At 46.2% G+C, this 21,676-nt stretch carries 18 protein-coding genes and 1 tRNA gene; 10 read left to right on the top strand and 9 right to left on the bottom strand.

Translation table 11 applies throughout. The features are described from left to right. The first annotated feature begins 45 nt into the window (after positions 1-45). From ABW391_RS21770 to ABW391_RS21740, 7 genes are all read left to right on the top strand, one after another. Positions 46-711: a heme exporter protein CcmB gene (locus ABW391_RS21770; RefSeq protein WP_353484029.1), complete on the top strand. Its 666-nt coding sequence runs from the start codon at positions 46-48 to the stop codon at positions 709-711. Positions 712-732: 21 nt separating this feature from the next. Further along, positions 733-1,803, top strand: coding sequence for a cytochrome c biogenesis protein (locus tag ABW391_RS21765; protein WP_353484028.1), 1,071 nt, complete (start codon positions 733-735; stop codon positions 1,801-1,803). 86 nt (positions 1,804-1,889) lie between these two features. Next, positions 1,890-2,111, top strand: coding sequence for a CcmD family protein (locus tag ABW391_RS21760; RefSeq protein ID WP_353484027.1), 222 nt, complete (start codon positions 1,890-1,892; stop codon positions 2,109-2,111). Then, entirely contained in the window at positions 2,104-3,525 is a 1,422-nt protein-coding gene (locus ABW391_RS21755; RefSeq protein ID WP_353484026.1) for a Glu/Leu/Phe/Val family dehydrogenase, read from the top strand. The genes ABW391_RS21760 and ABW391_RS21755 overlap by 8 nt, the downstream gene beginning before the upstream one ends. A gap of 273 nt (positions 3,526-3,798) precedes the next feature. Continuing rightward, on the top strand, positions 3,799-4,272 hold the full coding sequence (locus ABW391_RS21750) for an Lrp/AsnC family transcriptional regulator (protein WP_353484025.1): 474 nt from the start codon (positions 3,799-3,801) through the stop codon (positions 4,270-4,272). A 162-nt stretch (positions 4,273-4,434) separates the two neighbouring features. Beyond that, positions 4,435-5,250: a TraB/GumN family protein gene (locus ABW391_RS21745; protein WP_353484024.1), complete on the top strand. Its 816-nt coding sequence runs from the start codon at positions 4,435-4,437 to the stop codon at positions 5,248-5,250. 185 nt (positions 5,251-5,435) lie between these two features. Next, positions 5,436-5,520: transfer RNA gene (locus ABW391_RS21740), tRNA-Ser, on the top strand. 49 nt (positions 5,521-5,569) lie between these two features. On the opposite strand, the gene ABW391_RS21735 is transcribed toward ABW391_RS21740, so the two are convergent. The 4 genes from ABW391_RS21735 to ABW391_RS21720 all read right to left on the bottom strand — a co-directional run bounded on the left by ABW391_RS21735 (position 5,570) and on the right by ABW391_RS21720 (position 9,432). Further along, on the bottom strand, positions 5,570-6,502 hold the full coding sequence (locus tag ABW391_RS21735; RefSeq protein ID WP_353484023.1) for a hypothetical protein: 933 nt from the start codon (positions 6,500-6,502) through the stop codon (positions 5,570-5,572). Between the two features lie 23 nt (positions 6,503-6,525). Further along, complete coding sequence (locus tag ABW391_RS21730) at positions 6,526-7,071, bottom strand: Uma2 family endonuclease (RefSeq protein WP_353484022.1); 546 nt, start codon at positions 7,069-7,071, stop codon at positions 6,526-6,528. Between the two features lie 81 nt (positions 7,072-7,152). Continuing rightward, a complete protein-coding gene (locus ABW391_RS21725; protein WP_353484021.1) occupies positions 7,153-8,073 on the bottom strand; it encodes a sugar phosphate isomerase/epimerase family protein in 921 nt (306 codons plus the stop codon). Positions 8,074-8,283: 210 nt separating this feature from the next. Further along, the gene (locus ABW391_RS21720; RefSeq protein ID WP_353484020.1) at positions 8,284-9,432 is read right to left on the bottom strand and encodes a Gfo/Idh/MocA family protein; all 1,149 of its coding nucleotides are present in this window, start codon (positions 9,430-9,432) and stop codon (positions 8,284-8,286) included. A 159-nt stretch (positions 9,433-9,591) separates the two neighbouring features. Here ABW391_RS21720 and ABW391_RS21715 point away from each other — a divergent pair, with 159 nt between their 5' ends. Together ABW391_RS21715 and ABW391_RS21710 are read left to right on the top strand one after the other, a co-directional pair. Further along, positions 9,592-11,649, top strand: a complete 2,058-nt coding sequence (locus ABW391_RS21715) for a S8 family serine peptidase (protein WP_353484019.1) — start codon at positions 9,592-9,594, stop codon at positions 11,647-11,649. Between the two features lie 725 nt (positions 11,650-12,374). After that, positions 12,375-13,334: a glycerophosphodiester phosphodiesterase family protein gene (locus ABW391_RS21710; protein WP_353484018.1), complete on the top strand. Its 960-nt coding sequence runs from the start codon at positions 12,375-12,377 to the stop codon at positions 13,332-13,334. A gap of 63 nt (positions 13,335-13,397) precedes the next feature. Here the strand turns inward: ABW391_RS21710 and moeB are convergent, their stop codons facing one another. From moeB to ABW391_RS21685, 5 genes are all read right to left on the bottom strand, one after another. Next, positions 13,398-14,513 carry a molybdopterin-synthase adenylyltransferase MoeB gene (gene moeB, locus ABW391_RS21705; RefSeq protein ID WP_353484017.1) on the bottom strand — a complete coding sequence of 372 codons (1,116 nt, stop codon included), beginning with the start codon at positions 14,511-14,513 and terminating at the stop codon, positions 13,398-13,400. Positions 14,514-14,759: 246 nt separating this feature from the next. Further along, positions 14,760-15,797 (bottom strand): hypothetical protein, encoded by a 1,038-nt coding sequence (locus tag ABW391_RS21700; protein ID WP_353484016.1) that lies wholly within the window; start codon positions 15,795-15,797, stop codon positions 14,760-14,762. A gap of 92 nt (positions 15,798-15,889) precedes the next feature. After that, positions 15,890-17,794: an acetate--CoA ligase gene (gene acs / locus ABW391_RS21695; protein ID WP_353484015.1), complete on the bottom strand. Its 1,905-nt coding sequence runs from the start codon at positions 17,792-17,794 to the stop codon at positions 15,890-15,892. Between the two features lie 110 nt (positions 17,795-17,904). Then, positions 17,905-18,837, bottom strand: coding sequence for a hypothetical protein (locus tag ABW391_RS21690; protein ID WP_353484014.1), 933 nt, complete (start codon positions 18,835-18,837; stop codon positions 17,905-17,907). Between the two features lie 162 nt (positions 18,838-18,999). After that, entirely contained in the window at positions 19,000-20,796 is a 1,797-nt protein-coding gene (locus ABW391_RS21685) for an acyl-CoA dehydrogenase FadE (RefSeq protein WP_353484013.1), read from the bottom strand. Positions 20,797-20,984: 188 nt separating this feature from the next. On the opposite strand from ABW391_RS21685, the gene ABW391_RS21680 reads away from it, so the two are divergent. Continuing rightward, the coding region (locus ABW391_RS21680; RefSeq protein ID WP_353484012.1) for an SIMPL domain-containing protein at positions 20,985-21,676 on the top strand (692 nt) is incomplete at its 3' end.

Genomic DNA, 21,676 nt, shown 5'->3' with positions numbered 1-21,676 from the left:
AACAAATGTATCACTTATTTCCAACACGTTCGTAAATTTGCAGCTATGAACTTTTTTTCGCAAATCGGCATCTTGCTGCGCAAGGAACTTGTCCTGGAGTTGAGAATGGGGTACGCAATAAGTGGAATTCTGCTGTATGTGTTGTCCACTGTATTTATTGTTTATTCGGCTTTTTTCCAAGGCGTTACCAATCCGATGCTCTGGATCACGCTATTCTGGATCATCCTGCTTTTTGCCTCGGTGAATGCCATTGTCAAAAGTTTTGTCCAGGAGAATGGAAATCGGCAGCTTTATTATTACACCCTCCTGAATCCTACCGCGGTGATTGTATCCAAGATGGTGTACAACATCACCCTTTTGTTTTTGCTGAGTTTGCTTACTTGGGGAGCCTTGGCATTTATGGTAGGCAACCAAATCAATGAATTTAGCGGATTCCTTTTGGCGCTATTTTTGGGCAGTGTAGGTTTTTCGATATTGTTTACCTTTGTGGCTGCAATTTCTTCCAAAGCGGACAATAATTCTACCCTTTTGGCTATTCTTAGCTTCCCTTTGGTAATCCCTATTTTGATGACCTTGATCAAACTTTCGGTAAGTGCTACCGGAGTGCTCGAAGATACGAGTGCCATTCAGGACATTGGCATTTTGATTGCTATTGATTTGATGTTGGCTGGACTGGCCCTGGTACTTTATCCATTTTTGTGGAAAGATTAAAAATTTGAAAACACAACAACTATGATACGGCAAAGCTGGTGGAAAATATTAGCAGTATTGTTACTCGTCTATACCTTTGTTGCGGGCCTTTTGGTGCCGCTCAAGCCGGGTATTGCCGAAGTGTCACCTCGCGCCTTCAAGGCAGGTTCGGAAGTAGAAATGACCGTAACCGGGTACAACTCCATGTACTCGAAGGCCAAAAACGACCTGAACGCCTGGCTGAAACTCAGTGGAGAGAATGCCAAAGACGAACGGGTGCTGAAGGCGAGCTCGATTCAGGTCATCAATGACCGTACGCTTAAACTCGCCTTTAAATTGCCAGAATACCTGCCGTCTGAATCCAAAGACGATGTTTGTTCCTTGATTTTGGACAGTCCGGTAGATGGCGCAATCGTACTCCCTGAAGGCATTGCCCTGACCCAGGACTCGGTGAATTTTCAGGAGGGATTGGATCTGTGGTCTGTTGACAAAATTATCCATCTTAACGTCAACTCGGGTCTTACCTTTCCTTACCGATCGGTCTTGTACGAAACCATTCGCAATCAATACTATCACGTGCCGTTGTGGTTTGCCATGCTCTTTTTGTTCCTCTTCTCGGTTGGGTTCAGTGTCCGCTATTTGCGCACCTTCGACGCAGATGCAGACCACAGAACCCTGGCCTTGAACCGTGCTGGGTTTGCTTTTGGGATTCTAGGACTGATTACCGGAGCCATCTGGGCCAAGTATACCTGGGGCGCCTATTGGAGCTGGGACGTCAAACAAAACATGACCGCAGTGGCCTTGTTGATTTATGCAGCGTATTTCATCTTGCGTGGGGCATTTCAGGACGAGGAGAAAAAAGCCCGTTTGTCTGCGGTGTACAACATCTTTGCTTTTGCGGCACTCATCCCACTGATCTTTGTGATCCCCCGATTGACAGACAGTTTGCATCCGGGCAACGGCGGCAATCCTGCCTTTGGCAAAGATGACCTGGACAACACCATGCGTATGGTGTTTTATCCTGCCGGGATTGGCTGGACGCTGTTGGGATTTTGGATTGCAGCAATTGCGTACCGGATAGAAAAACTGCAAAGCAAACTGCTGGATGCTTAGTAGTGGGGCAAAATGGAACACTTATTTTTTATCGCTCCTTAATCTCGCACCAAATTCAAACATTTATCCAAAAAAAATAAAAACTCATGACCTGGAATCGCCTTTTACTTGTTGGATTATTGACGCTACTTATTCAACAAATGGCTTTTGCACAGCAGGCTGCAAGCGGAGATTTTTTGCGCAGCATTGGCCATATTTATGTGGTGGTTGCGGTGATCCTGATCATCTTTATCGGCATAGTCCTTTTCTTAATATACCTGGACCGAAAACTAACCAAATTGGAAAACCAAATTAAACAAAATGAGTAAAAAAGGCGGATTCTACGAAAGCGTAGAATATTACTTCGACCGGGCGGCACCACACACCGGATTGCCTCAAGGCTTGTTGGAACAAATTAAGGTCTGCAACGCGGTTTACCGGATGAATTTTCCGGTAAAATTGCGCGATGAAGTGAAAGTGATTGAAGCGTATCGCGTACAACACAGCCACCACCGCACGCCAACCAAGGGCGGGATTCGCTTCAGCAACCACGTGAATCAGGAGGAAGTTATGGCACTTGCTTCCTTGATGTCGTACAAATGCGCCATCGTGGATGTACCGTTTGGCGGTGCAAAAGGCGGCGTAAAAATCAATCCCTGGGAATATACCCCCGAAGAGCTTGAAAAGATAACCCGGCGCTACACCGCAGAACTGATCAAGCGCAACCTGATTGGTCCCGCGGTAGATGTACCTGCGCCAGATTACGGAACCGGATCTCGGGAAATGGCCTGGATTTATGATACTTACCGCGCCTTCAAAGGGGAGGAAATCGATGCTGCGGGTTGTGTAACCGGCAAACCAGTTACCCAAAATGGCATTCGTGGCCGCGAAGAAGCAACAGGTAGAGGTGTATATTATGGTATTCGGGAAGCCTGTAATATTCCGGAAGACATGAAAAAGCTTGGATTGAGCGCGGGTACCACAGGTAAAACTTTTGTTTTGCAGGGTTTGGGAAACGTTGGCTCTTATTCGGGTTCTATTTGTCAGGACGAAGGCGGAATGATCCTGGTTGGGGTAGGGGAAATGGAAGGAGCTATTTTCAATCCAGAGGGCATAGACATTCACGACCTGATCAAGTTCCGCAAGGAAAATGGCAGTTTGCTCAATTATCCTGGCGCACAGAGCTGGGAGAAAGCCCAGCGTGAAATTGCCCTTGAATTTGAATGTGATGTATTGATTCCTGCAGCTCTGGAAAGCGTGATCACCATCAACAATGCTGCCCGAATCAAGGCAAAAATCATCGCCGAAGCCGCCAACGGCCCGGTCGCCGCCGATGCCGAAGAGATCCTTTTGGCCGCAGGAAAATTGCTCATACCAGACTTGTACCTCAACGCTGGTGGGGTAACCGTTTCTTATTTTGAGTGGTTGAAAAACTTATCGCATATGCGTTTTGGCCGGATGGACAAACGGTTCAACCAAGGGCGGATGTCTGATATGGTGCACCTGGTTGAACGCATGACTGGAAGAGATGTGACCACTGAAGAAATGAACGTGATAGCACGAGGAGCAGACGAGATAGATTTGGTTCGCTCAGGTCTCGAAGAAACCATGATCACTGCTTATCACCAAATTCGCAATGTGATGGTAGCGCACAACAAAATAGAGGATTTGCGTACTGCTGCCCTGGTGAATGCCATCAACAAAATCAGCAACGATTATATGTCGTTGGGCATTTGGCCATAAGGAACAGAAACGTACACCTAAACCGTGCAAAGACATTTGTACGGTTTAGGTGCCAAAAACCAAAATATATTTTTTGCAATTGGCATTGTTTTTCACCCTGTAATTATTTTTTAACTGTGGCGACTATTTTTTCAAAATTAACGGGTTCATTTTATTGAAATTTAAATGTTTTTAAAATAAAATTAGGCAAAATTTGAAAGTACGTTTGTAAAATTATGTTTATATCCCTATCTTGCGTTCTAATCTACATCGTTCAGTTAACTTACGGTACCCATGTCGGAAAAATTGGATAAAATTGACCTGAAAATTCTAAGAATCCTTCAGGATAATTCTAAGATCACCAACCTTGATCTTTCCAAAAAAATTGGTCTTTCACCTGCTCCTACGCTCGAACGAGTTAAGAAACTAGAATCTAGTGAAATAATTGAAAGTTACCACGCCAAAGTAAATCCCCAAACGATTGGCTTGAATGTAAAAACTTTCGTACTGGTTTCTTTGGCTTGGCAGAAAGAAAATGCACTCAACAGTTTCCTGGACAAGATCAGGCAGATCGAGGAAATTGTAGAATGTTACATCATTACAGGTGAGGCAGACTTCCTCATCAAAATCGTATGTCGGGACATTCCAACCTACGAGCAATTGTTGTTTAAAACCCTTTCACAGATCGAAGAAATTGAACGGCTTAAGACCCTCATGACTTTGTCTACAGTAAAAGATTCCAAGGTTTTACCCTACAAATACGATTGATAAAGGGCATTTCCAGCCAGAAAAAACAAGCCTGATCATCTTTTTTGTATCTTAGCCGCTGAACATCGGATGATGCTCAGCGGCTTAACATATTTATACAAACACATTTTCTGCGTTTTACTTTTTCACAGTCATCACTGTGGCAGGAGATTATACTGGATTATGAAGAAAAAAAAGCGGACTTTGTTGTGGCAATTGGAATTGGAAGATCACGGTTCAGCATCCTACTTGTTGGGAACCATTCATGCAAAGTGCGACGAGGCTTTTTTTCAAATCAATGACTATTGTGCCCTGATTGAAAAAACCAACGTTTTTGCTGCCGAAATCGACTTAAACGATATGGGCGGCACAGATTTTATCCAGCAAGCATTGCTGCCCAACTTCCAAACGCTTTCCAGCATCCTTCCACCTAAAAAATACGAAAAACTTCGCGCCATTATTCGCAAAGCCTGCGGACAAGACATCGTATTGTACGACCGGTTTTTGCCTCTTTTGTTGGTCAACCTTGTTCATGAAAATTTGTTGCCACAGGATCAACCTTATGCCCTGGATCGGTTTCTCTGGAATTACGCACTAAGATTTGAAAAGGAAACAGTTGGTCTGGAATCCATCGAGCAACAAATTGCCGTGCTGCATAAAATTTCTCTCGAAGACCAAATCAAAGACCTGTTGTACCTCGGGAAGCACATCAGCAAAGAGCGAAGGGATTTGTTTAAAATGGTGGAAATCTATGCTTCCGGTGACCTTCAGTCATTGTACAAAACGGCCAAAAAACACGTGGGTGGATCCCGCAAAATTCTGCTCTATGATCGCAATTTGTTTATGGCCAAGCGTTTGCTGGAAATGATCAAGACCAATTCCGTTTTTTGTGCAATTGGGGCCGCCCACCTGGGTGGTCAAAACGGCGTGTTGCGTTTGTTGAAAACTGCTGGAGTCTCCATTAAACCTATCGAATGGAGGGTATATCAAAACGCTTGATTGCTTTCCAGATTTTTCCTGATTCACGTACTGAAATATGCTGTTTATTTGGACTGAAATCCTTTCAGAAAAAATAAAAACAGCCGAAGGGTTTCCTTTTTTCACAAAGGCATTTATATTTGCACTCGCTTCGCGGTAAACGTGTTGCTCAGGGCCAAAATTCAAGCTTTGAACAAGGTTCCAAAGGAGGAATGGCAGAGCGGTTGATTGCAGCAGTCTTGAAAACTGCCGTACTGAGAGGTACCGGGGGTTCGAATCCCTCTTCCTCCGCTCACAAGGCAAGTATCTGATTTACAGGTGCTTGCCTTTTTCTTTTCTATTAATCCAATCTCGCATCCTTTCCAATCAGGTAGGTATCTCCATCTTTTACATTGACCGTTGCAGCAAGCGTTGACCAATTGCCTTGCATGGCACTAAAAGCATGCATTTTGTCTTGTCCAGGTTGAATGACCATGGCCACATTGCCGGATACCAAAAATTGGTCTCCCTCACTGGGATTGACGGGCACTTCGAGCGTACTCCAACTGCCCGTGATGGCACTAAATGCGCGAATTTTGTTTTGAAAAGGCTGCACAATCAAGGCCACATTGGCGCCGATGCGGTAAGCATCTCCGTGGCGGGGATCAACATTTACATTCAAATGCGCCCAACTGCCGGTTACTGCGCTGTAAGCCCGGATTTGGTTTTGGCCGGGTTGCACAATCAAGGCCAGGTTGGTATCGATGAGGTAGGTTTCGTCCCGGCCTGCATCAATGGGGGCATTGACCACTTCCCATGCACCTGTAAAGGCGCTGAATGCGCTGATGCGGTCTTGCATGGGTTGCACAACCAGTGCTAAATTCTGCTCAATCAAGTCCACATCTCCCTCATTGTTGTTGATGACCACGTTGATGCTTGACCAGGCTCCGGTATAGGCGCTGAACCCATGAATCCGATCGCGACTGGGTTGAACCACCATGGCCACATTGCCCCGATTGAAATAATGATCGCCCACCCGCAGGTTCACGGGCACTTCCAGATTGGCCCAATTGGCAGTGATGCCACTAAATGCGCGCAAGGCGTTTTGGCCGGGTTGAATGACCAGGGCTACATTGGTGTCTACCAGATAGTGATCGTCCTCGTCCAAATTGATGATGACTTCCTGGGTAACCCATACGCCTTTTTCAGCGCTGAAGGCACGCAATTGATTTTGGCCTGGCTGTACAACCAAGGCTACCCTCGATAGGAAAAAGGTTGGATTGAATTCGGACATGTTCCAGTTGCTGAAGTTTCCACTTACCGTGGAAGAATTTGATCGAATTTCAGAGATGGGATCAACGTTCCTTCCATGGTGTCTCCTGGGTAAAAAACCTTCACTTGGGTATATTTTTTTCCCTCCGGCTTACAATAGACCTCAATATTCTTCGCTTGTAAATTTATGATCCACAATTCCTGAATTCCAGCTTGGGCGTACAGTGGCATTTTGATCTCCTGATCCTTTGAAAAAGAAGAATCAGCAACTTCAATTAAAAGAAGCACCTCTTCAGGAATAGGATGTTTGTCAAAGTAAAAATCATCGCGCCATTTTAAAACCGCAAGATCTGGCTCCGGTTCGGAAAAGGCACTGATGTACAGGGGATTTTGATTGGCGATGACGTGGGTTTTACCCAACATCTTTTCTAGTATTTTTTGTAAACGATTGACTGTGCCGCTGTGTGGACTATTGATTGGGCTCATTTCTACAATTTCTCCATCTAGTAATTCAATTCTCACATTTTCAGGCAATAAACCATAATCTCCCATCTGATGGTAAGCCTCAGTTGAAAACTTGAATCTTTGCAAAATGCCTTGAGCTGGTGCCGCCATGTAAAGCTTATTTAGCGCAATTTAGCCAAACTTGTACAAACATGCAAGCAATGGGGGCTAGCCCAAAAACTGCCGCAGGTAATTTCTGCTGGTCAAAATGGCGGTATTTACATCCTCCGCAGAGCCTTCGTATGCTTTGTCTTCTACCTCAATACAAACCGGGCCACGGTAGCGCACATCGGTCAATGCAGCAAAAAACTGCCGCCAGTTGACATCACCCAGTCCGGGTAATTTTGGAGAATGGTACTCCAGTGGATTGGCCATGATGCCTACCCGATTGAGCTTTTCGGGGTACACCTTGGCGTCTTTCAAGTGGATATGGTGCAAGCGATCTTTGTAATCGTAAATGGGCTTTATGGGATCCATCATTTGCCACACCAGGTGAGATGGATCATAATTGAGTCCAAAGAGCGGATTGGGAATGAGTTCAAACATCCTGTCCCAAACCAGCGGGCTGATGGCGAGGTTTTTGCCCCCTGGCCATTCGTCATTGCTGAAAAACATCGGACAGTTTTCAATTCCGATTTTGATGTTGTAAGCTTCTGCTGTTTTGATGATTTCTGGCCAAACCTGGGCAAATTTGTGCAGGTTATCGGGAATGTTTTTGAATGGATCCCGACCAATGAAAGTGTTGACCACGGGAACACTCAACGTAGCTGCCGCTTTGATCACTTTTTGAAGGTGTGCCCGGTAAAACGCGCCCTGCTCTTCATCGGCATCCAATGGATTGGGGTAATAACCCAGGCCGGAAATGTACACGCCGTACTTGAGGGTTACTGCTTTAATTTGCGCAACAGTAGATGCGTCCAAAGCATCCACATCGATGTGAGATATTCCAGCGTAGCGGCGGGCATCGCTGTTGTTTTTGGGCCAACACATGATTTCCACACACTTGAATCCGTTGTGGGCGGCGTAGGCAATCACTTCATCAAAGGTCGCCTCGGCTAGAATGGCACTGACAAAACCCAGGTCTAACATTTTTTCAGGTTTTGGGAATTGAGTTTTCAGTTGCACACTATACTGTGTAGAATGGGATGCAACTGAAAACTCAAATTAATAAACTTATCAACGCAGAAAAATTAACTTCCCGATTTTGGGTTTTGAATAGGAAGTCGAACGGTTCATTTCAAGAGAACTTCCTATTCAAAACCCTCTTAAAAAATCGGGAAGTAATTTTTTGCGTCAGGCTTAAACCGTCACCCAAGCTTGCTTCTTGTTGCTTTCCACGATGCGCTCGCAGATGATCAACTCGCGCAAACCATCTGCAAAAGATGGGTAAGTTGGATGCTCCGGTTGTTTTCCAGCAGCTATGGCCTGGTATACTTCCTTGAACAGTTGCTTGGAGGTATCCGGAAAGCCTTCGTTGTGGCCACCAGGGAAGGAAACCACGCTGCGCGCTTCAACATGAAACAGCGAAGGATCGCGCATCAACTGGCCGTTGGCACCATCGCGGTTGCCAATCCAGAGGTTATTTGGTGATTCAGAGCACCAGTGGAAAGTAGATACCGAGCCGGAAATCTCCAGGTCGATGCGGTTTTTGCGTCCAGCAGATACCTGACTTACGGTGATCACGCCACGGTTGCCGTTGCTGAAGCGCAGCAATACGTTGGCATGGTCTTCGGTATTGATCGGCACATCCTGGTAGTCTTCCGGTGTCAACATCTTGCCGGAGTAGGTTTCTACCGGTTTGAGTGGCTTCTTGCGGAATTTGTGTACGGTATTGAAATCGGCCATCACGGCTTCGATGCGCACGCCGGTGATGTATTCCAGTACGTCCATGATGTGCGAGCCGATGTCGGCAATGGCGCGGCTTTCGCCAGATTGTTCCGGCTCCAAACGCCAGTTGTAATCGGTGTCTTTAAACAGCCAATCTTGCAGGTAAGTCCCAACCACAGAATAGATATCGCCCAGTTCGCCTTTTTCGCGCATCACTTTCATTTGGCGCACGATAGGGTAGTAGCGGATGTTGAAATGCACAGCATTGACCAAGCCTGTTTGAGCAGCCAGTGCAACCAGTTCCTCTGCCTCCGCAATGGTGGTCGCCAATGGTTTTTCGCACACCACGTGTTTGCCCGCCAATAATGCAGCTTTGGCCTGGTGGAAGTGCATGGCATTGGGGGTACAAATGTGCACCACCTGAACTTCAGGGTCGGCAATAACTTCTTCGAATGAACCATAAGCTTTGGCAATGCCCAATTCCTGGGTCTTTTGGCGACTGCTTTCCAGGTCGAAATGCAGGGCTCCAATGACATCTACCGTTGGTACGCGACGCAACGCTTCTACGTGGGCTGGCCCGATGAAGCCTAGACCCACTACCGCAGCTTTAATCTTTTGCATGAGTTGTTCGATGTTTGTTCAGGTGCTAAAAGTACGGTAGAATCTAAGTTTTTAAATGAAATTTGAAAAAAAGTGTGATTTTTTTTGAAGAGAAGACAATTTAAAATGGATTACCAGTGTTCGAAAACTAGTGCCCTGGCCACTAAAACCATAATCACCATGTATACCATCCACTACAACGGCCGCGACGGCCAAATGATTCAATTGGTTGAAGCACCCGACCTCGTGGTGGTGCGTACCCAAAATGGCAAGTCGCTTGAAGACGTCAATCTTTCCGAAAAATCCCGGGATTTGGCTTCCTCCATGCTGCCCGTGGCTGCGTTTCCCGAATCGGACGTGGTGGTTTACAAAGTGATGCAACCTGTAACCAGTCTGGTCAAAACCCTGAGAAATACCATTCGCCGGCTGTTCAAAAAAGAGCCAGAAATTCGCTTTGCTGGTCGGGTATTGAAAGACGTCAAGACCGGTGTGATTTATGTGTACACCGAAAACTTCTTCATTAAGTTTAAAGACGAAGTGCTGCCTGCACGATGTGAAGAAATCATCAAGGAGCACAATCTGGAAATTTCTGAAAAACTGGTTTTTGCCACCAATGCCTACTTTGCCAAAGCGCCAGAAGGGACTGGATTGGATATTTTTGCCATTTCCGAAACCCTGATCGAGCTGCCAGAGATGGAATACTGCCATCCTGAATTGGTGCAGGAAAAGCGCAATAAGACCCTCCATCCGATGCAGTGGCACCTGGCCAAAACCCAGATCAACGGCAACGTCATTGACCAAAATATTCAAGCTGAAGCAGCCTGGAAAATCACTAAAGGAAAAGGAATTACCATTGCAGTGATCGACGATGGCATTGACATAGATCACCCTGAATTTAACCTGCCTGGAAAAATAGTTGCACCTCGGGACACTATAAAAAACAGTGACGACCCCCGGCCCAAAGGTTTTGGTGAAAACCACGGCACGGCTTGTGCCGGAGTAGCAGTTGCTGCCGGGGTTGGCAAAGCCAGTGGCGTTGCCCCCGAAGCCAAACTCATGCCCATTCGTTCGGGAGGACTAGGCTCCATTGCTGAAGCCAAAGCCTTCGCCTGGGCTGCCGATAATGGCGCAGATGTGATCTCTTGCAGTTGGGGCCCTGCCGACGGGGATTGGAGCAACCCCAATGATCCTATCCACAACATCAATTTTCCCCTGCCCGATAGTGCTCGTCTGGCCATTGACTACGCAATCAAAACCGGACGCAAAGGCAAAGGCTGTGTCATCTTGTGGGCAGCGGGCAATGGCAACGAAAGCTTGGATTTGGATGGTTATGCATCTTATGCCCCCATTATCGCGGTAGCCGCTTGCAATGATCGGGGCAAACGCAGCTTGTACAGTGATTTTGGCAAGGCCGTTTGGTGTGCATTTCCCAGCGATGATGTGTTTGCGCCCAACCTGGAACCTACCCGTCCACTTACCCCGGGGATCTGGACTACTGATCGCGTTGGCAATAAAGGCTACAATATGGGCGGCGCCATCAACGCCGAAAGCTCCGTTGGCGACAAGGAAGGCCACTACACCGCAACCTTTGGAGGCACCTCCAGTGCTTGCCCAGGGATGGCTGGGGTGATTGCATTGATGTTATCGGCCAATCCTGATCTGACTGCCCGTCAGGTAAAAAACATGATTCGCAATTCTTGCGACCGCATTGATTCTACAGGAGGAGGTTATGACGCTCAAGGCCATAGCATGCTGTATGGTTATGGACGCATCAATGCGCTCAAAGCCGTGCAAAATGCCCAAGCAAGTAGCAACCCAATTGTAGATGTCAACATGGCCGGCCAGGCATTTTTTAATCTGGATTCTACGGTAGTTTTGAAAGAAGGTCAATGGACCAAAGATGCCATTGCCAACAACCGGCTCTTAGGGGTCTCCCTCAAAGTAGAGCCGGCATCATCCGGATTGGGGATTCAATACCGCTTGTTTATTCAGAAATTGGGAGCAACGGCTTTTGAAAAAAACGGGACTTTTGCAGGTACAAAAGATGCCCGCCGCAGGATAATTGGCTTCCAAATCAATTTACTAGGCGCTCAGGCAAGCTTATATAAGGTACAGTATTCAGCCAAGGTGATTGGCAAAGACAAAGTCTTTTCAGGCAGCGATGGAGCGGTATGTGGCACCTCCGGACTTACGGGCTCTTCCATATCTGAAATTAAAATCGAGATATTTAAATTATGATTAAATATTAAATGTTGTTTTAAGAACACTGAACTTATTGATTTAATGAATTGATTTTTATGTGATTGTGGTTTTTTTACCCTTTAATAGGAACAAACTATATCCTACAAAAATTGGTTCTTTTGTCCTTGTTTTACAATTACTTAGTGCATATTTTTGTAAACGTTTTCTTCTTATAGGAATCAAAAATAAATAGAGCTTTAACTTCAGTGGCATTTATTTGCCATTTTTTGACATTGGCGTGATAAAAAAAACGCAAGGTTTGTATTAACAATTTCAGTATCTCAGAGGCTTATCTATCGCTTTTATTGCGTTGTATTTCAAATCATTATATTTTTTTAATCTTTTATACTAGCGAAAAAAATCAGATTTTTTTTCGCTGATTTGTGTAGTGCTTATTCGCACTGTGCAGCTTATTTTTACATTATACTTTAAGTACTAGAAATTTTTTTTAACAGAACACTGAATTTTAATTTTTACTCATGAAAGTCTTTGCTACTAACAAACTCCCGTTTCAACGGTGTGGAGCGAAGATTGTTGTTGTGGACATCATTGCTCCACGTCAATAATCTAAAACTCAACACCCTTGTCCCCTCATTTACACTGTAACTTGAACTGACGCTACTTGATGTACTGAAGAATGAAGTGAATTAGATTTTTTGGGTTAATTTTAATCGTTCCTTTTTGTTTGTTTCATAAACTTATGCGTCTGAAAACGCAAGATTATGAACGCTGTACTACAAAGATTATTTTCCTTTCTTTTTTCCTTCCTATTCCCTTTTTTATTTTTTTTCTTGAGCGCTTGTGGCATTTTAAAAAACAATACAAGCGTGACTTTCCCAAATCTAACTAAACAATTTGATTGGCAGGGCCATCGCGGAGCTCGCGGACTGGCACCTGAAAATACTGTTCCAGCTTTTTTGAAGGCTTTGGAATTTCCTATGATTAGCACATTGGAACTAGATGTTGCGATTTCAGCAGACACTCAAGTGGTGGTATCACACGAGCCATGGATGTCTGCCGCTATATGTACCGCCTCCAATGGAACACCTGTAAATACTGTACAAGAAGAGAATCTGTTGTTGTTTAAAATGCCATACCGGCAAATTAAACAGTATGATTGTGGGAAACGGGGCAATCCTCGTTTCCCACAACAGATGCCGATGGCAACCTACAAGCCATTGTTGAGAGAAGTCGTAGAAGCAGTCAACCATTTTTGTGCAAAAAATGGATTAATTCTTCCAAGGTACAACATTGAAATCAAGTGTGAGCCGGATTGGGATGGCATCCGAACGCCCCCACCTGCTGAATTTGCAGCCTTGGTGCTTAAAGAGGTCGCTACCCTTGGAATTACGGATCATACTTGTATCCAATCTTTTGATCCCCGCGCACTACGTGAAGTCAACATCATCGACCCCAAAATGATCATTGCGCTATTGGTTGAAAACCTTGACGGCTTTGAAGCGAACCTCAAAACATTAGGATTTACGCCAAATATTTATAGCCCACACTACAAATTGGTTTCCTTAGAAATGCTAAAGAATGCCCATGAAAAGGGCGTAAAAGTGATTCCCTGGACGGTAAATGAAACCAAAACCATGCTTAAATTGATTGAGATGGGTGTTGATGGCATTATCACAGATTATCCTGATCGGATTCCTAATCAGGAACGGGAATTAAAATAAAAACTCATCAGAGGAAGGGCGCGCAACGGATTACATCTATGCGATCGATGCGAATGGCAAACCTTATTCTCCAAGTTGGTATACCTTGCCCTCCAGGGAATACAAATGCTGCCAACCCATTTGTCTTTGGAGCATCAATACTGCAGTTTTGCTGCGTTGGCCACTTTGGCAATGGATTACTACTGGTTGGTGGCGGTCGATTTGGTGGATATTTTCCATCAGTTCACTCAGCGGTATCAGCAAGCCTCCCAGGTTTTTGCGCTGATACTCTTCGGGTTGGCGCACGTCGATCAGTTGGAACGGCCGATTTTCGGCACGCCAGGCATGCAGGGTTTCGATCGAAATGCCGGGTACTTCCAACTGTTCAGGGATACAATAGTATTCCACCTCGCGAAGGGCAGTGATGGGATAGGCCTCCTGAGTCATCAATTTAATGGTGCGCGCACCCATGGTGGCGGCATCGAACAAAAACAACTTGCCTACCAGTGGTTCTCCAAGTCCGGTGATGACTTTGATCACCTCGTTGGCCTGCATACTGCCGATAATGCCCGGTAAAACACCCAAAACGCCCCCTTCTGCGCAGGAAGGTACACTGCCCGGTGTGGGAGGTTCCTGGTAAAGGTTGCGGTAGTTGGGGCCTCTCCGACCATCTGGAAGCGGAAAATTAAAAACGGAAACTTGCCCTTCGTACCTGAAGATGGAAGCGTAAACATTGATTTTTCCGGCCAGTACACAAGCATCATTCACCAAATAGCGGGTTGGAAAATTATCGGTTCCGTCTGCCACAATGTCAAACCGATTGATGATGGCCAGGGCATTTTCGGCGTTGAGGGCTTCTTCAAATACCTCAACCTCAACATGCGGATTCAGTGCCTGGATCTTTTGCGCAGCCACGCGGGCCTTGGATTGACCTAAATCTGCTGGGGTGTACAAGATTTGACGCTGCAAATTGCTCAAATCTACGGTATCAAAATCAACAATGCCAATGGTACCCACGCCCGCTGCTGCGAGATAAAGGAGTAGGGGAGACCCCAAGCCTCCAGCGCCTACTACCAAAACTTTTGCGGCTTTGAGCCGCTGCTGCGCAATGGAATCAAAGTCTGGTAAAGCCAGGTGTCGGGCATACCTCGCCTCTTCTTGCGCCGTTAACTCTGGTAGACCCTCCGATCCGTAATTCATAATGCTACTTTGTTGAAAAAAGTAAAGTTTATTTTATATAACAAAAACTTTGATTAATTTTACCCCAGCGCAAAGAAATGACCCGTGTTTGACGATTTCATCGAGGTGTTGGCGGTCGTTTTTCCTTGCGCTGTATTAACCACAATTTTGTATAATCGGTTTTTGGGATAGCCTCTTTCCGCTTTCGGGGGAGGCCTTTTTTTTGCCCTAAGGGCATGTCTAAAACTCAATCGAACTCCTCGATTGCTAGCGGTGGTACTTCTGGGTCAAAATATTGATGTTGCACACCACAATTTGGCCCATCGTAAAGCACTTGTCAAAGATGTCGTTTTTGTGGTGGTAGATCAAATCTTCCCGAAGCTGTTGGATTTTTTCGGACGGTGCAATGTCGTCTGCCATCATGATCTGAAAAAACAAAGCCGAGCGGTTGGGTTGGGTTTTCAGGCGTGCCGCCATCAAGCTGCGCTCCTCTTGTTGGTATTGTAAAACAGATTCTGGGGTCATGTTGTTGATGCCCAGAAAGATGACGGCATTGTTTTCTTTAAAATACTGGGGCAAGTAAAAACTTTTGCGCCCTTCATAAGACTGCTGATCAAAATCAATAGCGCGCATGCGGTATTGGTTGCCCTCAATGTCGGGGGTAATGTCTACCACATAATTGTAAGAGCGCATGTCGCCCAATAAGCGGGCAAAGCAGCGCTCGTTGAACTTCACAAATTCTTTGGCGATGCGCGTTTTGTTGAACACAGATTCGTTCAAATGCCGTTTCATAAAATCATCACCGGGTACCCCCGCAATGTGTTCTTCTACCAATGTATTGCCGCTCACCAGGTAAATCATGGTATTGGGAGAAAGGAGTGCTTCCAGCTCCAGGCCATATACCCGGGACGCATCGGTGCGTTTGACGTAAAAGTGGTCGTAGTTGTCGTTGAGGCGGTTGATGATGCGCACTCTGAAGGGCTTGGAATTGCCGAAATGGCAATAATCAATGCGGGCAATGGTCAGGTGATCAAGCAGCTCTACACTGCCTTCCACCTTGAGCAGGGCGTAGATGTATTTGAGGGCTTGAAAAATTTCCTTTTGCTCGGACTCTGGGTAGTACACCGTTTCCCACAACGTATCATTGCCCTCCTGATCAATCAATGGAATGGCTGTATTGTATCGAAGCAGGTCTTCGTATTGCAGAGGCAAATTTACCGCTCGATTGTATTTGCGCAGGTATTCTAGTAAGGGTTCCCGAACCGCGTAAACCAGTTTTTTCTGAGAAGGTACATTTCCTTTCATGGGTATTGGGTTTTAAGTTTTGGGTTTTAAGTTTTGAGTCGAACAAAGTTTTATGTGAAAATTGTGCGCAACTTAAAACCCAAAACCCAAAACTAGATTCGTGCAGCCCCGGTCTTGATTTCTTCCACAACCTCTGGATTGAGGAGGGTAGAGGTATCGCCCAGGTTGGAAGTATCGCCTTCGGCTACTTTGCGCAAGATGCGGCGCATGATTTTTCCAGACCGCGTTTTGGGCAAGCCACTGACGATCTGAATTTTGTCTGGTTTGGCAATCGGGCCAATTTCTTTGCTCACCACGTCCATAATTTCTTTGTAAAACTTGGCTTCATCACTGATCAGCTCCGTTGCAATCACGTAAGCATAAATGCCTTGCCCCTTGATGTCGTGCGGATATCCTACTACTGCAGATTCTACCACCCCAGGGTGCTGGTTGATGGCATTTTCTACTTCGGCAGTACCCAGGCGGTGGCCAGATACATTGATTACATCGTCTACGCGACCGATGATGCGGTAATATCCATCTTCGTCCCTGCGGGCACCATCTCCAGTAAAGTACATGCCTTTGATGGGGCTAAAGTAGGTTTGTCGGCAGCGCTCGTGGTCGCCATAAGTGGTGCGTAGAATAGAAGGCCAGGGAAATTTTATACACAGCAAGCCTTCTACATCATTGCCCTCGATTTCAACACCTTCGGGAGTTGTCAAGCAAGGCTGAACGCCTGGCAATGGGAGCGTTGCAAAACAAGGCTTGAGGGGGGTAATTCCTGCGATGGGAGAAATTAAAATTCCACCCGTTTCGGTTTGCCACCAGGTATCTACGATGGGGGCTTTGTTGTGCCCAACTTTGTCAAAATACCAGCGCCATGCTTCCTCGTTGATGGGTTCGCCCACGCTGCCCAGTACCTTGATGCTGGACAAACTGTGCTTTTCTACCCAGGAATCGCCCTGCGCTTGCAGTGCCCGGATGGCAGTGGGCGCAGTGTAAAAATGAGTCACCTGATGCTTGTCGCACACTTCCCAAAAGCGCCCGGCATCGGGGTAGGTTGGTACCCCTTCAAACATAATGGAGGTTGCACCAGCCAGCAATGGGCCGTATACAATATAAGAATGTCCGGTGATCCAGCCAATATCGGCGGTACACCAGTAAATATCGCCATCCTGAATTTGGAACACATTGCGGAAAGTGTAGCAGGTATACACCATGTAACCGCCACAGGTATGTACTACGCCTTTGGGCTTGCCCGTTGAGCCGGAAGTGTACAGAATAAAGAGCATGTCTTCCGCATCCATTTCGGTAGCAGGGCAATCTACAGATTGTGGGTTGACTTCGTCGTGCCACCATTTGTCGCGGCCAGCGTGCATCGGGATTTCGGTACTGGCACATTGGTATACGAGTACCGTTTGTACGGAAGCACAACCCATCTCGATGGCTTCATCTACCACTGCTTTGACAGGAATGTATTTGGCGCCCCTACTATTGAAGTCAGACGTAATCACCATTTTGCACTCGGAATCCTTGATGCGATCCGCCAGCGAATGGGCAGAAAAACCTGCAAATACAACGGAGTGAATGGCGCCAATGCGGGCACAGGCCAGGATGCCAATCGCCAATTCTGGCACCATCGGCATGTAAAAACAAACCCGGTCGCCTTTCTGGATGCCATTGGCCTTGAGGGCGTTGGCTGCTTTGCATACTTCGGCGTGCAATGCCCGGTAAGTAAAACTGCGATTGGGGGCTTCAGGATCATTGGCTTCCCAGAGCAGTGCTACTTGATCGCCTCTGGTTTCCAAATGCCGGTCAAGACAGTTTTCGGTGATGTTGAGCTTGCCTCCGATAAACCATTTGATGTTTGGTTCCTCAAAATTCCAGTCCAGGACTTTCTCCCAGGGCTTGCGCCACTGAAAAGTCTCGGCTTGTTCGGCCCAAAAAGCTTCAGGATGTTCTACCGCGCGTTGGTACGCCGCATGGTATTCTTCAATGGTGCGAATTTGTAATGTCATGATGCAGGCAGTACTTGTGGTTTGGATCGTAAAAATAACGCCAAACACCAAACTCCCAAACTTTAATTACCGGGAGTTTAGGTGATTTTTGATAGCCCGATTGACAGTCTCTAATTTTTCTTCTTACCTGTTGGATTGCTGCGGTCGTAAATGGCGTTCTTGCTTTTGTTTAAAGGCTGCGGAGCAGGGGCTTCTTCGAGAATCTGAGATTCCAACTTGTCAAAATACGCCAATTTTCCGTTTTCAACTTTGAAGCCTTCGTAAGTGCCGTCCGGTACATTGACAGGTCCGGATTTGGTTGTACCCTGAAATGGAATCAGGTGATCGAACACGATTGCGCCGATGGCTTCATCCCAGTTCATTTTCACACTGGTTTCGGCACTGTATTCCAGTAAGAGGCGATTAACGGGGCCATCGTTGTTCATGGTTTTTGGGAAAACGGGTGCTCCGAATACCAACTGATCTCCGTTGAAAGTCAGCACATCAATGATTTTGCGGCGCTTGAAAAACGAATGGGTATCCAGGCCAAACAAGAGGTATTTGGTGCCGGTTGCATCTTTGAGCTTGAGGATGTTGTAGTAGATGACCCCGTACCAGTTGTCGGCACTCAATACTGCTTGCTGCACATCTTCCACTTTAGCCGAGCGATCAACCAGGGGGTACATTTTCAAATCTGGAGTGTTCATTTGGACTACCCCGTAATAGTGGTAGGTATTGTCGTCGACAAACAATTGCCAGGTGAAAATCCGGAAGGTACTATCGGGCGCGTATTGGATAGAGACAGGCTTCAAGCGCCCAAACTTGTAGTGAAAGGAGTTGGTGACTTTGAGCGCCTTTTTTAGCGTCAGGATCATCTTTTTGGTAGCAGCAAAACGACTTTGTGGCAAGGAGTCGTTGATGATCAAAAAGGACAGTACGCCGAGGGTATCCTCGTACAATTTGAGTTCTTTTTGACCCGCGGCAGTCAATTTGGTCTTACTTTGGCCATGGCCAAAAATGGGGATCAATACACTGAAAACGAGCAAAAACAATAGATTACGCATAGCTTGATGGATGGTTGTATTTGACTGCAATAACGCCCATTCCCCACCATTATATTGTATGCTTTGGACTTACTGATGTGTTAAATAAAAAAGCGCTTCAACTCAAACAGTTGAAGCGCACTCAACAAACAATTAGTAACTTATGATTAAAGCTTTCCAGCATTAAAACGCATACTCATTGGCTTCAATCAAGGTATCTGCCACCAAACGACGCATCGCTTTGACGTTTTGTGCTGGATACTTGGTGAAGCGCTTCAAGCCCATCAACATGGTACGCAGCAAGTCGCCTTCGGCAAAAGAAGCCAGCGCATCGGTGCCATTTTTGTTCATGCGCAGGGTGACGTCGTGCATAAAAACCTTCAGGATGGCATCGTAAACTTCCTGCTTGACTTTGCCCGTCATGCCCGCCAGCTTTTCCACGCGCAACAGCAGGGACTCCGCCAGGAACAAATCCGACAACATATCGGCCACATTCATGATGATTTCTTGCTCTTCCTTCAAGTCAAGCTTGCCTTCCATCTGCAATTTTGCAGCGGCTCCAGCTACCATCAAAACGGCTTTTTTGAAGTCTTTAACGGCTTTTTTCTCTTCGGCATAAGTGCCTTCTACTTTCTCAAAGCCAGGCATAGAAGCCAGTTCTTTTTGCACCTCCCAGGCCGGCCCTACGATGTCGAGCGCACCTTTCATGGCACGCTTGAGCAACATATCGATGCTCAACAGGCGGTTGATTTCGTTGGTGCCTTCGTAGATGCGGTTGATGCGGGCATCGCGGTAAGCGCGCGCAGCAGTACCCTCTTCAGAGAAGCCCATGCCGCCGTGAACCTGTACGGTTTCATCCACTACATAATCCAGTGCTTCCGATCCGGTTACTTTCAGGATGGAGCATTCGATGGCGTATTCTTCAGCTGCTTTGAGTTCTGATTCGCCAAAGCTCAAGCCTTGGGCTTCAAATTCCTGTTTTTTCAGTTCCATCAAATTGGATACGCGGAACAAGGCCGATTCGGTAGAAAAGATGCGGATGGCTTGCTCAGCCAATTTGTATTGAATGGCGCCAAAACTGGAAATCGGCACCCCAAACTGTACGCGCTCATTGGCATAGCGAGTGGCCGTAGAAACACTGTATTTTGCGCCCCCCAAACTCAGAGAACAAAGCTTGAAACGACCTGTATTCAAAGCATTGAAGGCGATCAAGTGGCCTTTGCCAATTTTGCCCAAAACGTGTTCAACTGGCACTGCTGCGTTTTCAAAAAATACCTGACGGGTAGAAGAACCCTTGATGCCCAATTTCTTTTCTTCTGCGCCGAGGGTCAGCCCGGGCGTATTGCGGTCAACGATGAAACCCGTGAATTTATCGCCATCAATTTTGGCAAAAACGATGAATACATCGGCAAAACCGGCATTGGAAATCCACATTTTCTGGCCATTCAAGATGTAGCTTTTGCCATCGGCAGAAAGATCGGCGCGGGTTTTGGCCGCAAGTGCATCGGAGCCAGACCCTGGCTCGGTCAAGCAATAGGCAGCTTTTAACTCGCCGCTGATCAGGCGAGGAAGGTATTGGTCTTTTTGTTCGTCTGTTCCAAAATACAGAATGGGCAGCATGCCAATTCCAATGTGGGCGGCAAACGAAACCGTAAATGCGCCAGCAGGCCCGAGTGCATCACCAATCAGGGTGTTGGTATTGGTGTCCAGTTGCAGGCCACCGTATTGCTCGGGCATGTGGGTACCCAGCAGGCCCAATTCGGCCATTTTTTCCAGCAAACGCGGGGTGATGTTGTCTTCCTGGTGCTCAATTTTTTCTATGTTGGGGAAAATCTCATTGTGGAGGAAGTCGCGAACGGTCTCCTGGATCATCTTTTGTTCCTCGTTCAATTCTTCGGGGATGAAGATGTCTTCAGCCAGGGTGTCTTTGATCAAAAACTCACCACCCTGTAAGGCGATTTTGCTGAGTACTGCTTCCATAAGTATATTGTGTTTGTGGATTTGCATTAAGTAATAGCGAAAATTCGCTACAAAATTAATGGCTTTGTTTGAATTAGTAAAGCCTTATCTGGATTTTTTAGCGAAAATTCGCTAAAAATATTTTGAGGCGTTAAAAAATTAATCATTCCTCCGATTCGTTTCAGACCTATTCACCAAAAAACCTGACCATGAGAAAGTGTTTTTTCCTAATTTCCATTGGCTTATGCCTGTTCAATTTTTTGGATGCCCAAGTGATGGGCAATTATGCCGAACAAAAAAAACAGAGCAATGAATTCAACAGCAACAACTTGAATTCAAACGCCAATCTGAATGCCCAGTACCGTTCTGTACCCCGCAATGCCAAATTGCAAGACGACAATTCCATCGAAATTACGATCAATACCTTGTCCAACCAGCGTGCCAGTTCCTACACGGCTGTATTCACGATGCTGCAAGTAGCCAAAACTGCCGATGAAACCAATACCCAGCTCAATAATCGACTCAATAATTTTATCAACGACCTGAAAAACCTGGGTATTCCTGAAACGGATGTATATGTTGACATGGTCAATTTTTTGCCCAAGTACGAATACGATGTGAACAAGAAAATCTTTTCCAAAAAGACCCTGACCGAGATTCCCAAGGGTTTTGAACTGCAAAAAAACATCCACATCCGTTACAGCAAGCCAGCTGTGCTGGATCAAATTGTGACAGCTGCCGCCAAGCAGGAAATTTACGACATCGTTAAAGTGGACTATTTTGTCAAAGAGCAGCAACAGGTGTACCAGCAATTGCGTACCCTGAGCTTCGACTACCTCAAAAACATCAAGGAATCTTACGCAAAAATGGGCATCCACCTCGATTCGGCCTATGTCATCAC

It is taken from the genome of Haliscomenobacter sp., assembly GCF_040403615.1.
Classification (GTDB): Bacteria; Bacteroidota; Bacteroidia; order Chitinophagales; family Saprospiraceae; genus Haliscomenobacter.
Note: the sequence above shows the minus strand (reverse complement) of the source record. Positions and strands in the feature narration are given on the sequence as shown.